Origin of the sequence: Rhizobium leguminosarum bv. viciae, from assembly GCF_012276115.1 — a bacterium.
Taxonomy (GTDB): Bacteria; Pseudomonadota; Alphaproteobacteria; order Rhizobiales; family Rhizobiaceae; genus Rhizobium; species Rhizobium leguminosarum_T.
Window position 1 is genome coordinate 1 of the sequence record NZ_WIEU01000029.1, and the last position, 17,385, is coordinate 17,385.

The window sequence follows — 17,385 nt, forward strand, 5'->3', positions numbered from 1 at the left end:
AGGCGCAGGTCGCCAAACGGCGCACGAACCGGGGCTCGCTGCCAGCGCACCTGCCGCGCATCGAGGTCGTGGTCGATATCGATGACCATGCCTGTCCTTGCTGCCGCAATAACCTGCATCGGATCGGCGAAGATGTCAGCGAGAAGCTGGACCTTGTGCCCGCCCAATTCCGCGTTCTTGTGGTGCGCCGCCCAAAGTATGCTTGCCGAGCCTGCGAGGAGGTCGTTGTTCAGGCTCCGGCCCCAGCAAGGCTTATTGAAGGCGGCATTCCGACTGAAACAACCGTCGCCCAGGTTCTGGTCTCTAAATATGCCGATCACCTGCCGCTGTACCGCCAGGCGCAAATCTACAAGCGCCAGGGCATCGATCTTGATCGTTCGACGCTCGCCGACTGGGTCGGCCGTGCCGCCTGGCATCTGCGCCCAGTCCATCAGCGGCTGCTTGATCATTTGAAGTCGTCGTCCAAGCTCTTCGCCGACGAGACGACAGCCCCGGTGCTCGATCCGGGACGTGGCAAAACCAAGACCGGGCAGCTTTGGGCCTATGCGCGTGATGACAGGCCGTGGCAGGGCAATGATCCACCAGGCGTCGCCTATGTCTATGCGCCGGACCGCAAAGGTGAACGGCCTATGGTCCATCTCGATGGCTTCGCCGGTATCCTGCAAGTAGACGGCTACAGTGGATATCGCCCGCTCGCGGCAAGGAACACCGTGTCGCTGGCCTTCTGCTGGTCCCACGTTCGACGCCGCTTCTATGAGCTGGCTGCCGCCGGTCCCGCGCCCATCGCCAGCGAGGCGCTCGAACGCATCGCCGAACTTTACAAGATCGAAGACGAGATACGTGGCCGGACGCACGAGGAGCGTCGTGTCGCCCGTCAGGATAAAAGTCGTCCGATTACCGACAGCCTCGCTCCCTGGCTGCGTGAACAACTCGGCTACATCAGCCAAAAGACAAAGCTCGCTGAAGCCATCCGTTATGCCTTGTCACGCTGGGACGGCTTGACCCGCTTCATCGACGACGGCCGGATCGAGATCGACTCCAACACCGTCGAACGATCCATCAGGCCAATTGCCCTCAATCGCAAGAATGCGCTGTTTGCCGGGTCCGACGCCGGGGCCGAACACTGGGCGACCATCGCCTCGCTCATCGAGACTGCCAAGCTCAACGATGTCGAGCCACTGGCCTATCTCTCAGACGTCCTCACCAGGATCGTCAACGGGCATCTAAATAGCCAGATCGACGATCTGCTGCCGTGGGTCTATGCCGCAAAGCCCGAACTCAAAGCCGTGGCCTGAAAACACCGCTTACGTGCTATCGAACGATCAGCACAAAGCAGGCGGAGCGAAACATGCTCAAGACGGATACCCGCCAGGCTAACTGACGACGGGCCAATCCCGGCAAATACGAAGCCCATCTCGCGGTTCAGCGAGCCCTAAAGGCAGGCGAGATTGATAGGCAAACTTGTGAAGTTTGCGGTGTCGAATCCGTCGACGCCCCTCACGATCAATACGAGGAGCCGTTGATGATCCGATGGTTGTGCCGCCGCCATCACACCCGGCTCCATCAATACGGCGAAGACATGTTTCCAGTCAGGGAATGCCGTTGAGCGAATGACCGGGACATCTCTCTATCCCTCGAGTTAGCGCGCGTCAGCGAGCGACAAGATCGTGAATCAGGTCGCGGATCCATTGCTGACCCCGGTGCCCGTGCGTCCGCTCATGCCATATGAGCTCTACCTGGAACCGTTCCGGAAGCCACGGTACGTCTATCCATGCGACCTCAGCCAAGCGATCCCGCATCAGACGGCGCGGCACCAGTGCGACAAGGTCGCTGCTGGCGACAATGCTCGGAACCACAAGGAAAGAGGCGGCAGACGCGACAGTGACGCGGGAGTGACCGAGTGCCTCCAGGGTGACGTCCACCGGCGTGGAAAATACTCCGCCAGAAGGCGAGACGATCACCTGTTCAAGCCGGGCGAACCCGGCTGCAGTCGCCCCTTCCGCGATCCGTGGGTGCCCGGGACGGCCGATCAGAATATAGCTTTCCTCAAACAGGTGCCGTGTACGCAGGTGAGCCTGCCCGGCATCCGGTGTGGCGATGGCCAGATCGACATCGCCATCTCCCAGTTGCCGCGCTAACCTTGTCGGCGAAAAGCGGTGCACCGCCAGGCGTATCTTCGGAGCCCTTCCGCGCAGCGCCGCGATCAGGGGTGCTACCACCACAGTTTCGACGTAGTCGGTGCAGGCGATCGAGATCGTCAGCTCGGCTGTGGCGGGGGAAAAGCTGTCATGACCCTGAAGCGTGCCGCGGAGCTGATCCAGCGAGGCGCGGAGCGGTCCGATCAGCTCGAGCGCCTTGGCGGTCGGCACCATGCCACGATGTGCCGGCACGAGCAGGGGATCCTTGAACAGGTCGCGAAGGCGGTTCAGTTGGGCGCTGAGCGCCGGCTGGCTCATATGTAGCCGGGCTGCGGCTCTTGTGACATTGCGCTCGACAAGCAGAGCTTCGAGACTGACAAGAAGGTTGAGATCGATGCGTTTCATATCCATCGAATGGATAGTAGCTCATAAATCAATCGATTTCACATATGGCAGTTGGATTGCGATTTTAATCTCCAAGGAGCGTCGGTCTGGCTGCTCCGGCAAGTAATGGAGATACACATGTCGGTTGATCAAAAGCCTACCATTGTTGTCGCAGGCAGCCTGAGCAAGCAGGGCCGGAGCGTGACGGAGTCGTTGTTGGGGAGTGGACGGTATCACGTTCGTGCCCTGACAAGTCGTACAGACTCGCCTGCGGCCCTCAAGCTGGCCGAGCGGGGCGCTGAGCTCATTGCCGTGCCGCTTGCGATCAACCACAGGAGCGATTTTTTGAAAGCGTTTCGGGGAGCGCAGGGCGCCTTCCTGATGACCCCAGTCGTCGCCCCGCCGGCAACCTACGAGTTCGATATCGGTAGGGATCTCGCGGACACCGCCGTCGAGGCGGGTGTCGAGCACATCGTCTTCAGCACGCTGGAAAACGTCGATGAGATCACCGGAGGTTCGAAGTTCGCGCCGCATTTCACGGACAAGGCGCGCGTCGAGGCTTACATCCGGGGCCTTCCTGTTCGCAGCTCATTCGTCGAGCTCGCGTTCTTCTACACCAACCTTCTCGAATACTATACGCCACGCAAGGAGGGTGATACGCTCGTCTTTCCAATCTATCTGCCGGAGCATTTCCGAGCACCCTTTGTCGATCCGCTGACGGCGACAGGGCCAGCCGTTATGGAAATCTTCGACCACCCCGAAACCTATGCCGGGCAAACGCTCCCGATTATCGGCGACATCCTATCGCCGGCCGAGATGATCGAGACCTTCAAGCGCGTCACGGGCCGGAAGGCTGTGTATGCATCCGCCTACTCCTCTGATGAGTTGGTTCGTCATTTTCCGGAGTTCGGTGAAAATCCCGAGCTCGTTCGAGAAAACATCGGCATGGCGGAATACGCGGTCGAATACGGATATTTCCGGAAAGACCGGGATCTCTCGTGGAGCAGGCGGATCAATCCCTCCAGTCTCACCTGGGAGCAGTTCCTGATCAAGACCGGTTGGGACGGCGAAAAAAGGGCTTTTGGTCTCAGCTAGTGAACCTCGGGCGCTCGCCGGTCGTTTACTCGCACGTCGAGCGCCGGAAACTTTATCGACAAAGCGGCTTTCGACTAGAAAGGTCCCCCTGGAAAACCCCAAAAAAGCATCCGATGTTCACAGGCTTCGAGCTCACAACCATCCAAACATCACGCGGTCAGATCCGGCTGAGGAAGGGAGGGGAGGGGCCGCCCGTCCTTCTCCTCCACGGACATCCGCGGACACACATGACCGGGGGGCAGGTCGCAGAGTGGTTGGCGACGTCACCAACCTCGGAACTCATGAAGGAGTGGAACGCGCGAAAGTGACCGAATATCTGATCCTGGGACGCTGATGCAGGTAATTGACCAGACGCTGGAGGACGTGGTTGCGAGCCTTAGTCCTCTCGATGTGGATTGGATGGACGACACGGCGAGAAACAACGCGATGTCAGCACAGTTAAATGAGCAGCACCGGATAGCGAAATATTCGACATTGCATAAGGCACACGTTTTGCCGTGCGCGGCGCCCTACCCCGATCAGGATGCGGCGGAGCACTAGATGCGGATTGAACAACTTATTTCCAAGGCGCAACATCTTGCCCGGCTTGCGGACGAACCCTCGGGTTGCGCCTCCCTCATGGAGGAGAAGAAACGGAGCCACCTGCCGGGGTTGGTGGTAATGTGTAGGACGCACCCTGGTCAATTTGAGGCGCCGATCTGCGGCCCCGTCTTTGGGTTAGTTCTGCAGGGATCGACGGAGATTTCTGCCGGCATGCAATCCCTGTCAATTGCGTCGGGCGACCTATTGGTCGTCAGCCATGACTTGCCGGTCGCCACACGCGTCACACATGCCGCTCCCTTTGCTCCTTATCTTGCGGTTTTAATTTCTGTCGATTTGACAATCATAAGGAGCCTTGCTGAGCAGATCGGCGAGAACGGGGGGGAGAACAAACACGCTCAAACGCTGGAGGCGGGATCGGCCGAACCGGCTTTGATTGAAGCCGTTGATCGATATCTGTCGCTCCCGGAAAATTCGGTCGCGGCGAACGTCATAATCCCCTTGATCCGCCGAGAAGTCCATTTTCGTATTTTGGTCGGCAGGCATGGCGGGATGCTGCGCAACCTTTTGTTGCCGGGCAGCCATGCCAGCAAGATCGCCAAAGCTATCGCGCTGATCCAGGATGGCGCTCGCGAGAGACTGTCGTTGTCCTCGCTGGCCAGCGCAGTGGGAATGGGTCTGTCGTCGTTTCACCATCACTTCAGATCGATCGCTGGGACAAGTCCGCTTCAATATCAAAAGGACTTTCGCATGATCGAGGCGAAGCGTTTGTTGTCGCTCGGTGGTCGCACTGTCACGTCCGTCGCGTTAGAGGTCGGCTACGAAAGCGCCAGCCAGTTCAGCCGGGAGTATTCGCGTAAATTCGGCGCGCCCCCTCGAAATGATCTCCCCCGTACCGGCCGCGCCAAAGGTCGCGCCGCTGGAGGACGAACGCTTCATTTGTGATTTGCTCTTGCCAGCAGGATCAGGTTGATCGATCAAGGCAATGTAGGACTGTTCTTCACCTACTACGATCAGACCAGTCTCTGGACTTTCCAAGCGCTGCTGCAGGGACTGGGCGCAAAGCTTGCGAGCCCTGACGGGGCGGCCCTTGCCTTTTCGGACGAGGCCGGCCTCAAGGCGCTTGAGATCGTGCGTGATATTGGCGCGAGCGGTATGCCCGACATTGCATCCGAACAGGCCTATCAGCTGTTCACGGCTGCGCACCGGCCAGCCCGTCGGCCCGGTGATGTTTGAAGCCCTCGGTCGCTCGCTGCTTCTGGCTCTGCTGTCGATCGGGCTGATGCTGGTGCTTGCCATTCCGCTCGGCATCATTGCCGCCATCCGTCGCGGCAAAATCGCCGACATGGTGGTGAGCCTGATCTCCTATGCCGGCGTGGCGCTTCCCGAATTCGTCACTGCAACGCTTGCCGTGCTGATCTTCGCCGACTGGATGAAATGGCTGCCGCCGACCGGCTACGTGCCGCTGACGGAGAATTTCGTCGATGGCATCTCCCATCTCGCTCTGCCGATCTGCGTCATCTCGATCATTCTGATCGCCCACGTCTCGCGTACCGTGACGACTAGCGCCAAAGAAACCGCCTTCGCCAATGCGCCGCTCCGTCGCCTGGCTCCAGCGCGGATGGTCCACGGCCGGATTGACATTGCCATAGAAGCCATATTCCTGCGGGTTGGTGACCTGCCAGGTGTTCATCGGCTGCTTGTCGGTCAGCGTGATGCGGACGATCGATTTGATGCCTTTGAAGCCGTATTTCCACGGCACGACGAGGCGGATTGGTGCGCCGTTCTGGTTCGGCAAGGTTTCACCGTAGAGGCCGACAGCCAGTAGTGTCAGCGGATTACGCGCCTCATCCAGGCGCAGGCCTTCGACATAGGGCCAGTTCAGGGACTGGAAAACCCCGGATTGACCGGGCATTTGGGAAGGACGCACGACCGTCTCGAAAGCGACGAACTTGGCGCTACCCTGCGGCTCCACCTTGTCTAGCAGTGCCGACAGCGGGAAACCGTCCCAGGGAATGACCATCGACCACGCTTCGACGCAGCGCATGCGGTAGACGCGCTCTTCCGGCGGAAATTCCCTGATCAGCGCGTCGATATCGAACGTGCCGGGCTTGTTGACCATGCCGTCGACCTTCACCGTCCAGGGACGTGGCTTGAACTTGCCAGAGAGATTGGCCGGATCGGACTTGTCGAGGCCGAACTCGTAGAAATTATTGTAGGTCGTGACATCCTTGACCGGCGTCAGCTTTGACCGGCGTCAGCTTTTCCTTGACCGTATAATTGCTCTTCCTCGCATTCAGCGTATCGGCAAGCACACTCTTTCCGCCGACGGCCGCCGTTCCGGCGCCGGCCATGGCAGCAGTCAGAAATTCCCGCCGTCGCAGATAGACCGATCGCGGCGTTATCTCGGACGACGGAATCTTGGGAGGGCGATAGGCAGGCATGGGCGGTTTCCTTTTATAAATTATGCACTCCGTATCGGCATACGCAGTAGACGACGTCACTGTTACAAGCGGTCCAAAAAAATCTCCGATCGAGGCCATCGGCTCCAGTTGAAGGACGACTGGCCGCCATCAGAGAAGAGTTCGGGCGGACGGCACCGGCAGGCCGCGTCGCACTCTACGAGGCGGAGATCGAGGAACTGAGGTCGTACTTCCCTTTTCGATCAGGCAGCCTGTGTCACCGCCCGCGCCCCAAATTTCGAGCTGCGGGATGTTCCCGGTTTTCTCCTATCTCTTCCTCAGATACCGCAATCCGGCCCGGCTCCTGACCTTGTATCGAGGTGGCTGATGTCCCTGTTGTAACATTCAGCTAAGAGCCGACCAGGCAATCTTGCCGCAGGTCCTAGCTCTCGGTGCACAGTCGATCGCCATTTCAGTCGCTGACTACGGCTGAAGAGAGCGCCTTTTCCTTCACCGTTTTGAGCGATCTCGGCAATGCGGTGGCAAAACGCTTTGGTCTCGTGTTCAGCTTGCCTGCGGAACTGCGTGCCATACTGGTTGCCAACGGCAAGGCTCTGCCAATCATCAACGGGGACGAGAGCTGGGAGCTCCCGGTTCCGGCGACATTTGTCATCGATACCGACGGAACGGTTGTTCTGACCCATTTCGATGTCGACTACCGCCACAGGCTCGAGCCGGATGCCGTTCTTGATGCCTTGAGATCGCTTCCGCCGCGATAACGTCGCCGTTTGGCGGGCGCGTGATCGTAATCGAGCTCCGCAAGGCGACCTCCTGCGGCCTCAATCGCGTGGAAAGACGCTGTCAAGAAACGCCATGACATGCTTCCAGTTTTCTGGCGCTCCTTGCGGGTCCTGATCAGTGCGCAACGTCGCCGATCCATGCACGCCGTGCTTCGGGATATATTGAACTGTTTTGCGGCCGGGCACCGCTTTTGCCAGCGCCTCACCGCTCGATATTTCACCGCCGTCAGGCGCGGATGTGATGAAGACGGGAATGGTAAGCTTGGTCGCCTCCTTCTCGATCGAATAACCTTGGATGTATTCGGCTGGCGAAAAGGCAAGGAGTGCCTTTACTTCGGGATGGCGAGCGGCGGCAATGAACACGAGCGCTGAGGAATAGCTCGATCCCCAAACTGCGACCGGTCCGGAATGCTGCGTGCTGCCATAGGCGATCGCAGCCTCAAGATCAGGAATAGCGTCGGCGAAATCCGCGCCACCTCTTGCCTTCGCGGCCGTCTCGTTGACGTCGCCCCAGAGGCCGCCGCCCGAGCGCTGATCGATGGCCAGGGTAGTAAATCCGGCCTTGTTGAGAATGGGCGCAAGGGGCGCATACTCACTCTTATTGGAACCTGCCATGTGAAACAGCAGAATGGTTGCGCGCGACTGTCCCTCGGCTCGGCGAAAGTCTCCATAAATCTTCACGCCATCCTGCTCATCGAAGGAGACCGGTTCGGCAACTGCCGGAATAGCCATGGCCGGGAAGAGCGCTATAGCGGCGGCGAGGAACATGGATCGAAGCGGAATCATGATTTCTCCCTTGGACGTTCGTTGTGACGTTCCTAATACGCAAGAGGGTGATCCGCTGTTACATCGGTGCAGTCCGAAAGCAGAAGCGCCGTCTCCCATCGCTCTGCCGATCACTTGGTCGTGAGGCTGTAACGATATTCACCGTGGGGGCGAATTCCCGCTAACCGTCCGGATTGTCCGGCGCGGCCTTGATTGGGAGTCGCACCATGAAATACCCGGGTAGGATCAGCTGGTTTGTGCTTTTTTCTTCATTGGCAGCAGCTTCGGCGCTGCCTGTGGCGGCAGCGGACCGGCAGTTAACCGTCGTGGAACTGTTCACCAGCCAGGGCTGCTCGTCATGCCCTCCCGCCAACGCCAATCTCATCAAGATCAGCAACCGGAAGAATGTTCTCGCGCTGAGCTTCTCCGTGACCTACTGGGACTATCTCGGCTGGAAGGATACATACGGGAAGCCTGAGTTTACCGAGCGCCAGGTCACCTATGAGCCTGCCTTGAGGCAGGCCGGCCCGTATACCCCCCAGATGGTCTTCAACGGCACGGCGACCGCCGTCGGGAACAGCCTGCCCGAGGTCGAATCCCTGCTTGCCGAAACGCCTTCGCTGAATGGCCCCGCGCTGGCCTTTAACAATGACCGGATCGAAATCGGCGCCGGCTCTGAACCCGGGAATGCTGATGTCTGGATCGTACGCTATGATCCGCGGGTCGAAGCCGTGCCGGTTGCGCGAGGGGAAAACGGCGGGACAACCTTGCAGCATACCCACGTCGTTCGTCGTCTGGACAAGCTGGGCATCTGGAATGGAAGCAAAACCTCCTTTCCGCTGCCACAGGCCGACAAGGGCTTGAAGACAGCAGTGCTGATACAACGCCCCAATGGAGGGGCAATCCTTTCTGCCATTACCAACTGATCGTAAAAGCCTCAGCCGTCGCAACTTAAAGAGCCGGCCTGAACCTCGTCAGGCCGGTCGGGGGCCGGAGGACTGTATCCCACTGTCTCTGACATCTCGTTCTCAATGATCGACTACCCCGTTTACGCCGCAGGCGGGTAATTCGACGGGAAAAGCGCCCGCTTGGTTTCTTCGTCGTTGACGCGTTTGAAGGAATGATCCTTGCCGACCTCCCGGGCGCGAGAAACAGCCGGGCGCGCATCGACGGCTTCGAAGAGCTGCTTCAGGTTTGGATATGCGGCGAGCGGATCCTCGAGCCCCTTGAGGACGCGCGACGCCCGATCGAGCCATCCCCAGGCCGACATGTCGGCGATCGTGTAAGTATTTCCGACGATGAAGGTCCGGCCCTCGAGGTGATCGTCGAGGACCTGGTAGTGACGCTCGGCCTCATGCCGATAGCGGTTGACGGCGTAATCAAGGCCTCCTGGCGCCGCGTGCTGGAAATGGACCGCCTGGCCGGAGAATGGCCCCAGGCCGGAAGCAAGAAACAGCAGCCACGAGAGAAGCTCAGGCCGATCTTGGGGCGAGCCCAGAAATTGGCCGGTTTTCTCAGCGAGATAGATCAGGATGGCTGTAGAATCGAAGACGCGCGTCTCTTTTCCGCCAGGGCCCTCCGTATCGACGATGGCCGGCACCTTGCCATTCGGATTGATGGCGCGGAACGCCGGCATATGCTGCTCGCCCTTACTGGTGTCGACGGGAACCGTCTCATAGGGCAGCCCTGCCTCTTCCAGGAAGAGGGCCACTTTCGCAGGATTGGGCGTCGGATGAAAATAGAAGCGGATCATAGGTCCTCCGTCAGAAATGGGAGATCGACGGCGTTACTGAGGCCTCCGGAGCCGGGCCTAGCCCGGCTCCGGATCGACTTTTGGTTAGCCGGGCAGGCGATCGGCGAGCACGTCCGGTTGCTTTATGTCGAGCGGCCCCTCAAAGAGCTCGTCATATTTTGCCATCAGGGCGGCAGCGATCTGCCCCTTGAGGTGGGCCTGGCGACCGTCTTCTCCGTCGAAAGCATCGAAGATGCCGAAGGTGGACGTGTCGAAGCGAACCGCGAACCATGCGACGGTGAGCGGTTCCTGGGCGAGCAGGGCTTGCGCGCTTTTGAGAAACCCTGCGACTTCCTCTTCTTTTCCGGGCTTCGCCTTCAATTGTACGAACAATGCTACCTTGGTCATGATCACTTCCTCTTCTAGAGCGCCGAATGGCCGCTGACCGCCTCTTCAAGTGCGGATTTCATCGTCAGAAAACGTTCATCCACCGCGCCCGGATCATCCCTGTTGGCCGCGATCATCTTTGCGCGGGCTTCTCCACCGCGGATCACCTCGAAGGAACTGGCTTGAATTCCTTCGATCAGCGCATTGGCGACCGCTTCGGGCGGCTCTCGGGTGAACCCAAGTTCAGGCCCCGCCTTCGAGGACTGCATCATCGGGGTATCCGTCGCGCCCGGATAGAGCGTCAAGACGCGGACCCCTTCCCCCTTCAATTCTCGGCGTAGCGCCTCGCCAAAGCGGGCAAGCCCCGCCTTTACCGCAGCATAGGTAGCGTAAAATGGCGCACCGATCAGCGCGATGCCGGATGTGACGTTGACGACAAGTCCATCGCCAGTTGCGCGCAGGTGGGGAAGAGCAGCCTGCGTCAAGAGAATGGGAGCAACAAGGTCGACCTCGACCATCGTCCTTATCTCCACCTCCGTCGTCTTTTCGAGACGACCGGCGCGCACGCCGCCAGCGTTGTTTACGAGGACATCGAGCCCGCCAAGGACCTCGATGGCCTTGTCGAGAGATTGGGACCGGCCTTCAGGGGTGGCGACATCCGCCTGAACGCCGGTAACCGGCAACCCATTCCCCCGAAGATCCCTGACAGCCTGAGCCAGCCGCTCGGAGTTTCGCCCGGTAATGGCGACCCGAGCCCCTTTCGCCAGCATGGCGCGAGCAATGGCGAAGCCGATGCCACTGGAGCCACCGGTGATGAGAACACGCTTACCTTCGAGAATCATGCATCTATCTCGCTTCTTCTTGAGTGCGGTTCAGCTTAGGCGCCTTCAGCCGCCCGCAACGCGTCAACAATTGCTTCCGGTGCAAGACGCTTGCGGTAGTCTGCTTCGGCGTGGGCAAGCTGCACACGGCCATTGCGGCCGATCACGAACGTCGCGGGTATCGGCAGCTCCCAGCTGTCATCTCCATTGATCGCTGCGAGATCGACGCTGAACGAGGAATAAGCTGCCTTGAGATCGTCGGGCAGTTTGTAGACGAGGCCAAATTTCCGCGCGACCACATTGCCGGTGTCGCTGAGGACGTCGAAAGTGAGATTATTCTTCTCCGTCATCGAAAGGGAGCCATCCGGCTTTTGCGGTGAAACCGCGATAAGGGAGCCGCCGGCTTCCGCAAGCGCGGGGAGGACACGCTGGTAGGCCGCCAGCTGAATATTGCAGTACGGGCACCAAGCGCCACGATAGAAGGTGAGAACAACCGGACCCCTGGCCAGCGTTTCAAGCAACGAGATCGTTTCGCCCGCTACACCCGGCAAGGAGAATTCAGGGGCCAGATCACCGGGCTTGGGAACGCGGACCAACGGAAAGCCGGCCGTCAGTTCCTCGATCTTCGAGTTCAGAAATGCTGCTGCACCGGTAGGTGCGCTTGCCTCGAACTTCGCGTTGAAATCAGCAAGCTGCTGCTCAAGACCCATTTATCATTCATCTCCCTGTGTTGGACGCGTTAGCGCGATAGCGAAAACGCCTGCGCCGGACGGCAGGCGGTTGTGTTTTAAATCACTTGTTATAAAATGTATCGCATAAAGTTCCCCGTTAGCGTGGAGCCCTGATCACATTCACGGGAGACAAACCCATGGCCCGGCCCAGAGAATTTGACGAAGAAAAAGTGCTGGAGCTCGCGGTGGAGCAGTTTTGGGAACGGGGATATGAAACGACCTCGATCCGGGACCTTGCCCAAGCTATGGGGCTGACGACCGCCAGCATCTATAACGCATTCGGCGACAAGCGGGCCGTTTATCGCAGGGCGCTCGATTTTTACGTCGAGCGAAGCTTTGGGGATCGGGTCGGGCGTTTCGAATCGAAACCGCCACGGCAGGCGATCAATGCCTTCTTTGGCGAAATCATTGAGCGATCCTTGGCCGATTCAAAGCGCAAAGGCTGCATGCTCGTCAATTCGGCACTTGAAGTAGCGCCGCATGACGAAGAGTTTCAGCGTGTCGTCGCCAGCGTGCTTGTGCAAGTCGAGGCCTTCTTTCTACGCTGCGTGGAAAGAGGCCAGGAAGATGGCTCCATCGGGCGGCGCCAACGGGCCGCCGATCTGGCCGGAACGCTGCTTGGAACCCTGCTTGGCATCCGTGTCCTGGCACGTGCCCGCCCGGAAAAGGAGTTGCTCGAAGGATTGATAAAGCCCGTTTTCGCGCTCCTTGAGCCCGACAGCACGAAGCTGCTGGAACCTGCTTGAAAATGAACGAGTTGCGCAGCATGCAGGCTGATACGGCAGCTTGGCAGGAAATTTCCATCCTCTCATGTAACGACTGGAGCCTTTTCTTCGAACTGGAACATGTCGGATGAAGAATTCGGCGCGCGAAGAAGAGTGGGCCTCCTGGATGCGATCTGCGATCGCGGGCGACGGACGCGCCTACCACAGACTGCTGACAGCTGTCACGCCTCATCTTCGCGTGATCGCTCGCAAGCGCTGCGAACAGTTCGGTGCGCCGGCAAGTGAGGCTGAGGACGTGGTTCAGGAAGTATTGCTGGCTATCCATCTCAAACGCGGCACATGGGATCCATCCCGGCCCCTGGGTCCGTGGATGGCCGCTCTCGTGCGCAACAAATTGATCGATAGCCTGAGGCGGAGAGGCAAGCAGGCCGCCGTTCCCCTCGAAGACGTGATCGCGATCCTCGAAAGCGATGACGGAGCAGGGGCCGCTGACAGGATGGACATCGAACAGATATTGGGCCGGCTGAAGGATCCTCAGCGAACAATCGTTCAATCCATTTCGATAGAGGGGTCGAGCGTCCGCGAGACGGCAGAGCGTCTGAAGATGACGGAGGTGGCGGTGCGTGTGTCGCTCCACCGGGCGCTCAAGGCGTTGTCGGCCCTTTATTCGGAGCCGCTGAAGTGAAGACAGATCATCTCATAGAGCTGCTTGCGCAGGACGCGCCTGTAAGGTCTAATCTCAGTCATATGCTCCAGCAGGCGAGCATCGCGGCCGTTCTGATCGTTGCGATCGCCTTTTTTTCGGCGATCGGTTTCCGGCCGGACATCGGCACCGCAATGGACACCGGTCGCTTCCTGTTCAAATTCGTTATCACGATCGCGCTCGCAGTCACCGGTAGCCTTGTCATGTACCGTGTTGGTAGGCCGGGCGTCCCGTTGCTGTGGTGGGCCTGGGCTTTGCTGGTGCCGTTGGCATTGGCCGTTGGCGCGGCAGTATTCGAGCTTTCGGTCATGCCCCCTGAAATCTGGGTGCCGCGCATGATCGGGCACAATTCCCGGCTCTGTCTGACAATCATTCCTTCCTTGTCGGCCGGGCCTCTTGCATGTTTTCTTGTGGCCCTTAGGCACGGAGCGCCGGCTCGGCCGGGAATTGCGGGAGCCGCGGCGGGCCTAGCGTCAGCCGGAATCGCTGCCACATTCTATGCCGCAAATTGCAATGACGACAGCCCGCTCTTCGTCCTCCTCTGGTATCCGATCGCCATATCCGTTGTTACAGGAATTGGCGCTCTGGCCGGCCATAAACTATTGCGGTGGTAGATCTTTGAATTGGTGCTTCAGTTTCGCGACTAGCTGTGTCCCTACGGAACCTCCTATGCGTTTTGTTGGACCCTCAAGCTACAAGAAGACCTACGGACTGCTATGGGCGTGGGAGTAAGTAGCAGGACACCCGGCCGACCTAGACCCCGCTACAGCAGGAACAGGCAGGTTTTGTGCAGGATCAGGCACCTGAGCACGACTGATACTGGAACTTCCAAGGCAATGAACACACGGAGTCGCGTGAGATACATTTTCGAAAGCTCGCAATTATACGACGAATTTTTAAGCACAAGCAGGAGATCTACATGACGCCCGAAGAATTCCGACAGAGAGGTCATGAAATCATTGACTGGCTCGCGGACTATCATGCGAAGATATCTGACTATCCGGTTCAACCTGCGACACAGCCGGGTGATGTCAAAGCGATGCTTCCTGCCGTACCGCCGGTAGAAGCTGAGGGTTTTGACCAGATCATCGCTGATCTAGACAAGGTCGTTCTCCCGAACATCTCGCATTGGCAACACCCACGGTTCTTTGGCTACTTCCCCTCGAACTCGCTAGGCTCTGGTATCTTGGGTGACCTCGTAAGTAGCGGACTTGGCGTGCTCGGCCTGTCCTGGCAGTCATCTCCCGCCGTGACTGAAATTGAGGAAGTCGCGGTAGATTGGTTCAGGCAAATGGTCGGCCTGTCATCGGCGTGGTTCGGAGTTATCAACGACACTGCGTCGACGAGCACATTGGTTGCTTTGCTGTGCGCGCGGGAGAAAACGACGAGATTTTCTCTTGCCGGGCGCGGCCTGCAGGCTGAACACCGGCCACTCACAATCTACACGTCGGCGAGCGCCCATTCATCGGTGGAAAAAGCGGCACTGCTGGCGGGATTCGGTCGTGAGAATGTCCGCATGGTGGATACCGACCGCAATTTCGCGATGCGTCCTGAGGCACTCGAGCATGCCATCGTCGCGGACATCCAATCCGGTTCCACTCCCTGTGCGATCGTAGCCGCCGTCGGTGGGACCGCTACCGTGTCGATCGATCCACTGTCCAACATCGCTGACATCGCGCGCAGACACGGCTTGTGGCTGCACGTCGATGCCGCCATGGCCGGTAACGCGATGATCCTGCCGGAGTTGCGTTGGATGTGGGACGGTATCGAGGACGCAGACAGCGTGGTAATAAACGCGCACAAATGGCTGGGCGTCCCATTTGATTGCTCGCTCTATTTCGTTCGAGACGAGCCTCATCTGCTTCGGGTGATGTCTGCCGATCCGAGCTTCCTTCAATCGAGTGCCGACGAAAAAGTGCGTAACCTACGCAACGCCGGCATTCCTCTGGGACGAAGGTTCAGGGCTTTGAAACTCTGGTTCGCCATACGCGAACAGGGCGTGTCCGGGTTGCAAGCCAGGTTGCGGCGAGACATTAGCCTGGCTCAGGATCTTCGGTCGAAAGTGGAAGCCGCCCCTGATTGGGAGGTCATCGCCCCCGTCGTTCTGCAGACCGTCTGTATTGTTTATCGGCCGAAGGCTGTTCCGCCCGACCGTCTCGATGATTTCACTTGCGCCTGGGCGCATGCGGTCAATACGTCAGGCCAGGCCTATATCACGCCGGCAACGGCGGCAGGGCATTGGATGGTCCGCGTCTCGATCGGTACAATAGCGACGGCAGCGAGCGATATAGAAATGGTCTGGCGGGCAATACAGGAAGCGGCTGCCTCGCTCGTCCCGGAATTTTCGTGAACGGCTGGAGAGGGGGTGTTGCCACAGTCTCCGGCGAACGCGCTCTTGATGAATCACGACCTCGACGGGTCTAGCTGACGGGCGGGGTGAGCGTCGGCCTCCCGGTGGCGCTCGCGGATGCTTCCGCGAGGTTCTTCGTGTTCGGCCGCAATTTTTCCGATCCTAGGCCGCGATCAACCCGTCGCTTCACCCAGCTGCGCTCGTTTAAGACACCGAACGGATCTTGTTTATCTGGAGAGCCATTGGGGAAGTTGTATCGCACTCCAGGCGCCTATCGCCGCCGGTGGGGGGCGCCAAGCAGCCGACTTTTCATCTCCGGAGACGAGCCCACGTCAGCAGATGCTGGCGATAGGCGGATGCTGGATTAATTTCCGGCCACCTATTTCAGTTCCATAAATAACGGTTATCCAACTCGAACCGATGATCAGGTCTGCGGGTCGTATTCTTTCAAGGCGCTCGACTGGGGCGTACCTACGCTTATTTAAGAGCGCTTACCTTAGCTGCTTCGTTATTTAAGCGAAGGCCCGCTTGCTTAAATAGCAGCTGAAAATCATAATCAGCCCATGTCTGATTCCGAACTAAATCAGCGGTTCGGCCGCTTTGTCGAAACAGCCGTTGCTGGCGAAACCGTGCGGGCATTCGTACCTCCGCCATTGCCGCCTATGCCTGCCATTGATGTGCTTTCACTTCTGGAGCGTCTTAGCTTGGCAGAGCGAGCTCTCGGACGGCTAGATGGTATCACGATGCTTCTCCCTCGTCAGGAGCTCTTTCTTTACATGTATGTCAGGAAGGAAGCTGTTCTTTCTTCACAGATCGAAGGAACACAGTCGACGCTCTCCGATCTTCTGCGTTTTGAGACGGAAGCGAAGGCGGGACAACCTGTCGACGATATCCGCGAAGTTTCGAACTACGTCGACGCCATGATGTATGGTCTGGAGCGACTGGAAGCTCTGCCAATGTCTCTGCGCCTGATCCGTGAAATGCATGCGCGATTGCTGCAAAGTGGGCGCGGCGGTACCAAGAATCCCGGCGAATTCCGGCGCTCGCAGAATTGGATCGGGGGAACACGACCCGGCAATGCACTCTTCGTGCCGCCGCCTGTCACGGAGATGGACACCTGCTTGGATGCGCTCGAACGTTTCATGCATGAAGATCGGTCGCGGCTGCCTGCACTAATCAAGGCCGGCCTTCTGCACGTTCAGTTCGAAACGATCCATCCATTCCTGGATGGCAACGGTCGTATCGGCCGCCTGTTAGTCACGCTCTACCTTTGCATGAATGGGGTTCTGCGTAAGCCGCTACTGTATCTAAGTCTTTACCTGAAGACCCATCGGACGGAATACTATCGACTGCTCCAGGAGGTCCGCGAACACGGCAGTTGGGAAGGTTGGCTCGACTTCTTCCTCACTGGCGTCGCCGACACCGCCAACCAGGCGTTTGACGCCGCCACTCGGATCGTCGAGGTGTTCAAGGAAGACCGCGAGCGCATCACAACTGAAAGCGACCGAGCCGGTTCAGCGCTTCGCATCCATGATCTTTTTCAGCAAAATCCGTTCCTGACGGCAAATCAGCTTGTTCAAAAGACGGGTCTATCGCCCCCTACCGTCAATGCGGCACTCACCGACCTGGAGCGGTTCGGCATAGTTGAGGAGGTGACCGGCCGCAAGCGTGGTCGCGTTTTCAGCTATAGACGGTATCTCGCGATCCTTAGTGAAGGCACCGATCCTCTTCCCGCAGCAGTTTGAAAACCAACTAATTCACCGGTCTGCGGTTCGAGTCCCATCAAGGCGCTCAAGTCGCACGATTCGGATC

At 58.8% G+C, this 17,385-nt stretch carries 17 protein-coding genes and 4 pseudogenes; 14 read left to right on the forward strand and 7 right to left on the reverse strand.

What is annotated here, in order from left to right; translation table 11 throughout:
• Together tnpC and GFM02_RS35290 are read left to right on the forward strand one after the other, a co-directional pair.
• Positions 1–1,295 (forward strand): IS66 family transposase (gene tnpC / locus GFM02_RS31400; RefSeq protein WP_168323836.1); only part of this gene is annotated, 1,295 nt, incomplete at its 5' end.
• Between the two features lie 53 nt (positions 1,296–1,348).
• Positions 1,349–1,606 (forward strand): annotated as a pseudogene (locus GFM02_RS35290) (hypothetical protein).
• 43 nt (positions 1,607–1,649) lie between these two features.
• Here GFM02_RS35290 and GFM02_RS31410 read toward each other — a convergent pair.
• The gene (locus tag GFM02_RS31410; RefSeq protein WP_168323837.1) at positions 1,650–2,543 is read right to left on the reverse strand and encodes a LysR family transcriptional regulator; all 894 of its coding nucleotides are present in this window, start codon (positions 2,541–2,543) and stop codon (positions 1,650–1,652) included.
• A gap of 117 nt (positions 2,544–2,660) precedes the next feature.
• Here GFM02_RS31410 and GFM02_RS31415 point away from each other — a divergent pair, with 117 nt between their 5' ends.
• The 5 genes and pseudogenes from GFM02_RS31415 to GFM02_RS35300 all read left to right on the forward strand — a co-directional run.
• Complete coding sequence (locus GFM02_RS31415; RefSeq protein WP_168323838.1) at positions 2,661–3,617, forward strand: NmrA/HSCARG family protein; 957 nt, start codon at positions 2,661–2,663, stop codon at positions 3,615–3,617.
• Positions 3,618–3,730: 113 nt separating this feature from the next.
• A pseudogene (locus tag GFM02_RS35295) lies at positions 3,731–3,889 on the forward strand (alpha/beta hydrolase); the annotation flags it as partial.
• 268 nt (positions 3,890–4,157) lie between these two features.
• Positions 4,158–5,102 carry an AraC family transcriptional regulator gene (locus GFM02_RS31420; RefSeq protein WP_168323839.1) on the forward strand — a complete coding sequence of 315 codons (945 nt, stop codon included), beginning with the start codon at positions 4,158–4,160 and terminating at the stop codon, positions 5,100–5,102.
• 24 nt (positions 5,103–5,126) lie between these two features.
• Positions 5,127–5,393, forward strand: coding sequence for a hypothetical protein (locus GFM02_RS31425; protein WP_168323840.1), 267 nt, complete (start codon positions 5,127–5,129; stop codon positions 5,391–5,393).
• Between the two features lie 109 nt (positions 5,394–5,502).
• Positions 5,503–5,658 (forward strand): annotated as a pseudogene (locus tag GFM02_RS35300) (ABC transporter permease); the annotation flags it as partial.
• Positions 5,659–5,706: 48 nt separating this feature from the next.
• Here GFM02_RS35300 and msrP read toward each other — a convergent pair.
• Positions 5,707–6,601: pseudogene (gene msrP, locus GFM02_RS31435) on the reverse strand (protein-methionine-sulfoxide reductase catalytic subunit MsrP); the annotation flags it as partial.
• Between the two features lie 410 nt (positions 6,602–7,011).
• On the opposite strand from msrP, the gene GFM02_RS35305 reads away from it, so the two are divergent.
• Positions 7,012–7,338 carry a redoxin domain-containing protein gene (locus tag GFM02_RS35305; RefSeq protein ID WP_348644001.1) on the forward strand — a complete coding sequence of 109 codons (327 nt, stop codon included), beginning with the start codon at positions 7,012–7,014 and terminating at the stop codon, positions 7,336–7,338.
• A gap of 60 nt (positions 7,339–7,398) precedes the next feature.
• Here the strand turns inward: GFM02_RS35305 and GFM02_RS31445 are convergent, their stop codons facing one another.
• Positions 7,399–8,244 (reverse strand): alpha/beta hydrolase, encoded by an 846-nt coding sequence (locus GFM02_RS31445; protein WP_205930547.1) that lies wholly within the window; start codon positions 8,242–8,244, stop codon positions 7,399–7,401.
• Between the two features lie 107 nt (positions 8,245–8,351).
• Between GFM02_RS31445 and GFM02_RS31450 the strand changes: the two genes are divergently transcribed.
• Positions 8,352–9,050 carry a DUF1223 domain-containing protein gene (locus tag GFM02_RS31450; RefSeq protein WP_168323841.1) on the forward strand — a complete coding sequence of 233 codons (699 nt, stop codon included), beginning with the start codon at positions 8,352–8,354 and terminating at the stop codon, positions 9,048–9,050.
• Positions 9,051–9,172: 122 nt separating this feature from the next.
• Here GFM02_RS31450 and GFM02_RS31455 read toward each other — a convergent pair whose 3' ends face one another.
• From GFM02_RS31455 to GFM02_RS31470, 4 genes are all read right to left on the reverse strand, one after another.
• Positions 9,173–9,877 carry a glutathione S-transferase family protein gene (locus GFM02_RS31455; protein ID WP_168323842.1) on the reverse strand — a complete coding sequence of 235 codons (705 nt, stop codon included), beginning with the start codon at positions 9,875–9,877 and terminating at the stop codon, positions 9,173–9,175.
• An 84-nt stretch (positions 9,878–9,961) separates the two neighbouring features.
• On the reverse strand, positions 9,962–10,264 hold the full coding sequence (locus GFM02_RS31460; RefSeq protein WP_168323879.1) for a putative quinol monooxygenase: 303 nt from the start codon (positions 10,262–10,264) through the stop codon (positions 9,962–9,964).
• Between the two features lie 14 nt (positions 10,265–10,278).
• A complete protein-coding gene (locus GFM02_RS31465) occupies positions 10,279–11,085 on the reverse strand; it encodes an SDR family NAD(P)-dependent oxidoreductase (protein ID WP_168323843.1) in 807 nt (268 codons plus the stop codon).
• 35 nt (positions 11,086–11,120) lie between these two features.
• Entirely contained in the window at positions 11,121–11,774 is a 654-nt protein-coding gene (locus tag GFM02_RS31470) for a peroxiredoxin-like family protein (protein WP_168323844.1), read from the reverse strand.
• 158 nt (positions 11,775–11,932) lie between these two features.
• Here GFM02_RS31470 and GFM02_RS31475 point away from each other — a divergent pair, with 158 nt between their 5' ends.
• The 5 genes from GFM02_RS31475 (at position 11,933) to GFM02_RS31495 (ending at position 17,318) form a co-directional block, all read left to right on the forward strand.
• Positions 11,933–12,541 (forward strand): TetR/AcrR family transcriptional regulator, encoded by a 609-nt coding sequence (locus tag GFM02_RS31475; protein ID WP_168323845.1) that lies wholly within the window; start codon positions 11,933–11,935, stop codon positions 12,539–12,541.
• 106 nt (positions 12,542–12,647) lie between these two features.
• On the forward strand, positions 12,648–13,205 hold the full coding sequence (locus GFM02_RS31480) for a sigma-70 family RNA polymerase sigma factor (RefSeq protein ID WP_018069676.1): 558 nt from the start codon (positions 12,648–12,650) through the stop codon (positions 13,203–13,205).
• The gene (locus tag GFM02_RS31485; protein WP_168323846.1) at positions 13,202–13,837 is read left to right on the forward strand and encodes an NrsF family protein; all 636 of its coding nucleotides are present in this window, start codon (positions 13,202–13,204) and stop codon (positions 13,835–13,837) included. The genes GFM02_RS31480 and GFM02_RS31485 overlap by 4 nt, the downstream gene beginning before the upstream one ends.
• A 305-nt stretch (positions 13,838–14,142) precedes the next feature.
• Positions 14,143–15,573 (forward strand): pyridoxal phosphate-dependent decarboxylase family protein, encoded by a 1,431-nt coding sequence (locus GFM02_RS31490; protein ID WP_168323847.1) that lies wholly within the window; start codon positions 14,143–14,145, stop codon positions 15,571–15,573.
• Positions 15,574–16,136: 563 nt separating this feature from the next.
• A complete protein-coding gene (locus tag GFM02_RS31495) occupies positions 16,137–17,318 on the forward strand; it encodes a Fic family protein (protein ID WP_168269424.1) in 1,182 nt (393 codons plus the stop codon).
• Positions 17,319–17,385: the final 67 nt, after the last annotated feature.

Excerpts from the sequence above, each read along its gene's own strand:
- GFM02_RS31420 (WP_168323839.1), top strand. The coding sequence starts at position 4,158 with ATGCGGATTGAACAACTTATTTCCAAGGCGCAACATCTTGCCCGGCTT.
- GFM02_RS31475 (WP_168323845.1), top strand. The coding sequence starts at position 11,933 with ATGGCCCGGCCCAGAGAATTTGACGAAGAAAAAGTGCTGGAGCTCGCG.
- GFM02_RS31450 (WP_168323841.1), top strand. The coding sequence starts at position 8,352 with ATGAAATACCCGGGTAGGATCAGCTGGTTTGTGCTTTTTTCTTCATTG.
- GFM02_RS31455 (WP_168323842.1), bottom strand. The coding sequence starts at position 9,877 with ATGATCCGCTTCTATTTTCATCCGACGCCCAATCCTGCGAAAGTGGCC.
- GFM02_RS31470 (WP_168323844.1), bottom strand. The coding sequence starts at position 11,774 with ATGGGTCTTGAGCAGCAGCTTGCTGATTTCAACGCGAAGTTCGAGGCA.
- GFM02_RS31410 (WP_168323837.1), bottom strand. The coding sequence starts at position 2,543 with ATGAAACGCATCGATCTCAACCTTCTTGTCAGTCTCGAAGCTCTGCTT.
- GFM02_RS31490 (WP_168323847.1), top strand. The coding sequence starts at position 14,143 with ATGACGCCCGAAGAATTCCGACAGAGAGGTCATGAAATCATTGACTGG.
- GFM02_RS31445 (WP_205930547.1), bottom strand. The coding sequence starts at position 8,244 with ATGGGAGACGGCGCTTCTGCTTTCGGACTGCACCGATGTAACAGCGGA.
- GFM02_RS31465 (WP_168323843.1), bottom strand. The coding sequence starts at position 11,085 with ATGATTCTCGAAGGTAAGCGTGTTCTCATCACCGGTGGCTCCAGTGGC.
- GFM02_RS31460 (WP_168323879.1), bottom strand. The coding sequence starts at position 10,264 with ATGACCAAGGTAGCATTGTTCGTACAATTGAAGGCGAAGCCCGGAAAA.
- GFM02_RS31495 (WP_168269424.1), top strand. The coding sequence starts at position 16,137 with ATGTCTGATTCCGAACTAAATCAGCGGTTCGGCCGCTTTGTCGAAACA.
- GFM02_RS31415 (WP_168323838.1), top strand. The coding sequence starts at position 2,661 with ATGTCGGTTGATCAAAAGCCTACCATTGTTGTCGCAGGCAGCCTGAGC.
- GFM02_RS31480 (WP_018069676.1), top strand. The coding sequence starts at position 12,648 with ATGAAGAATTCGGCGCGCGAAGAAGAGTGGGCCTCCTGGATGCGATCT.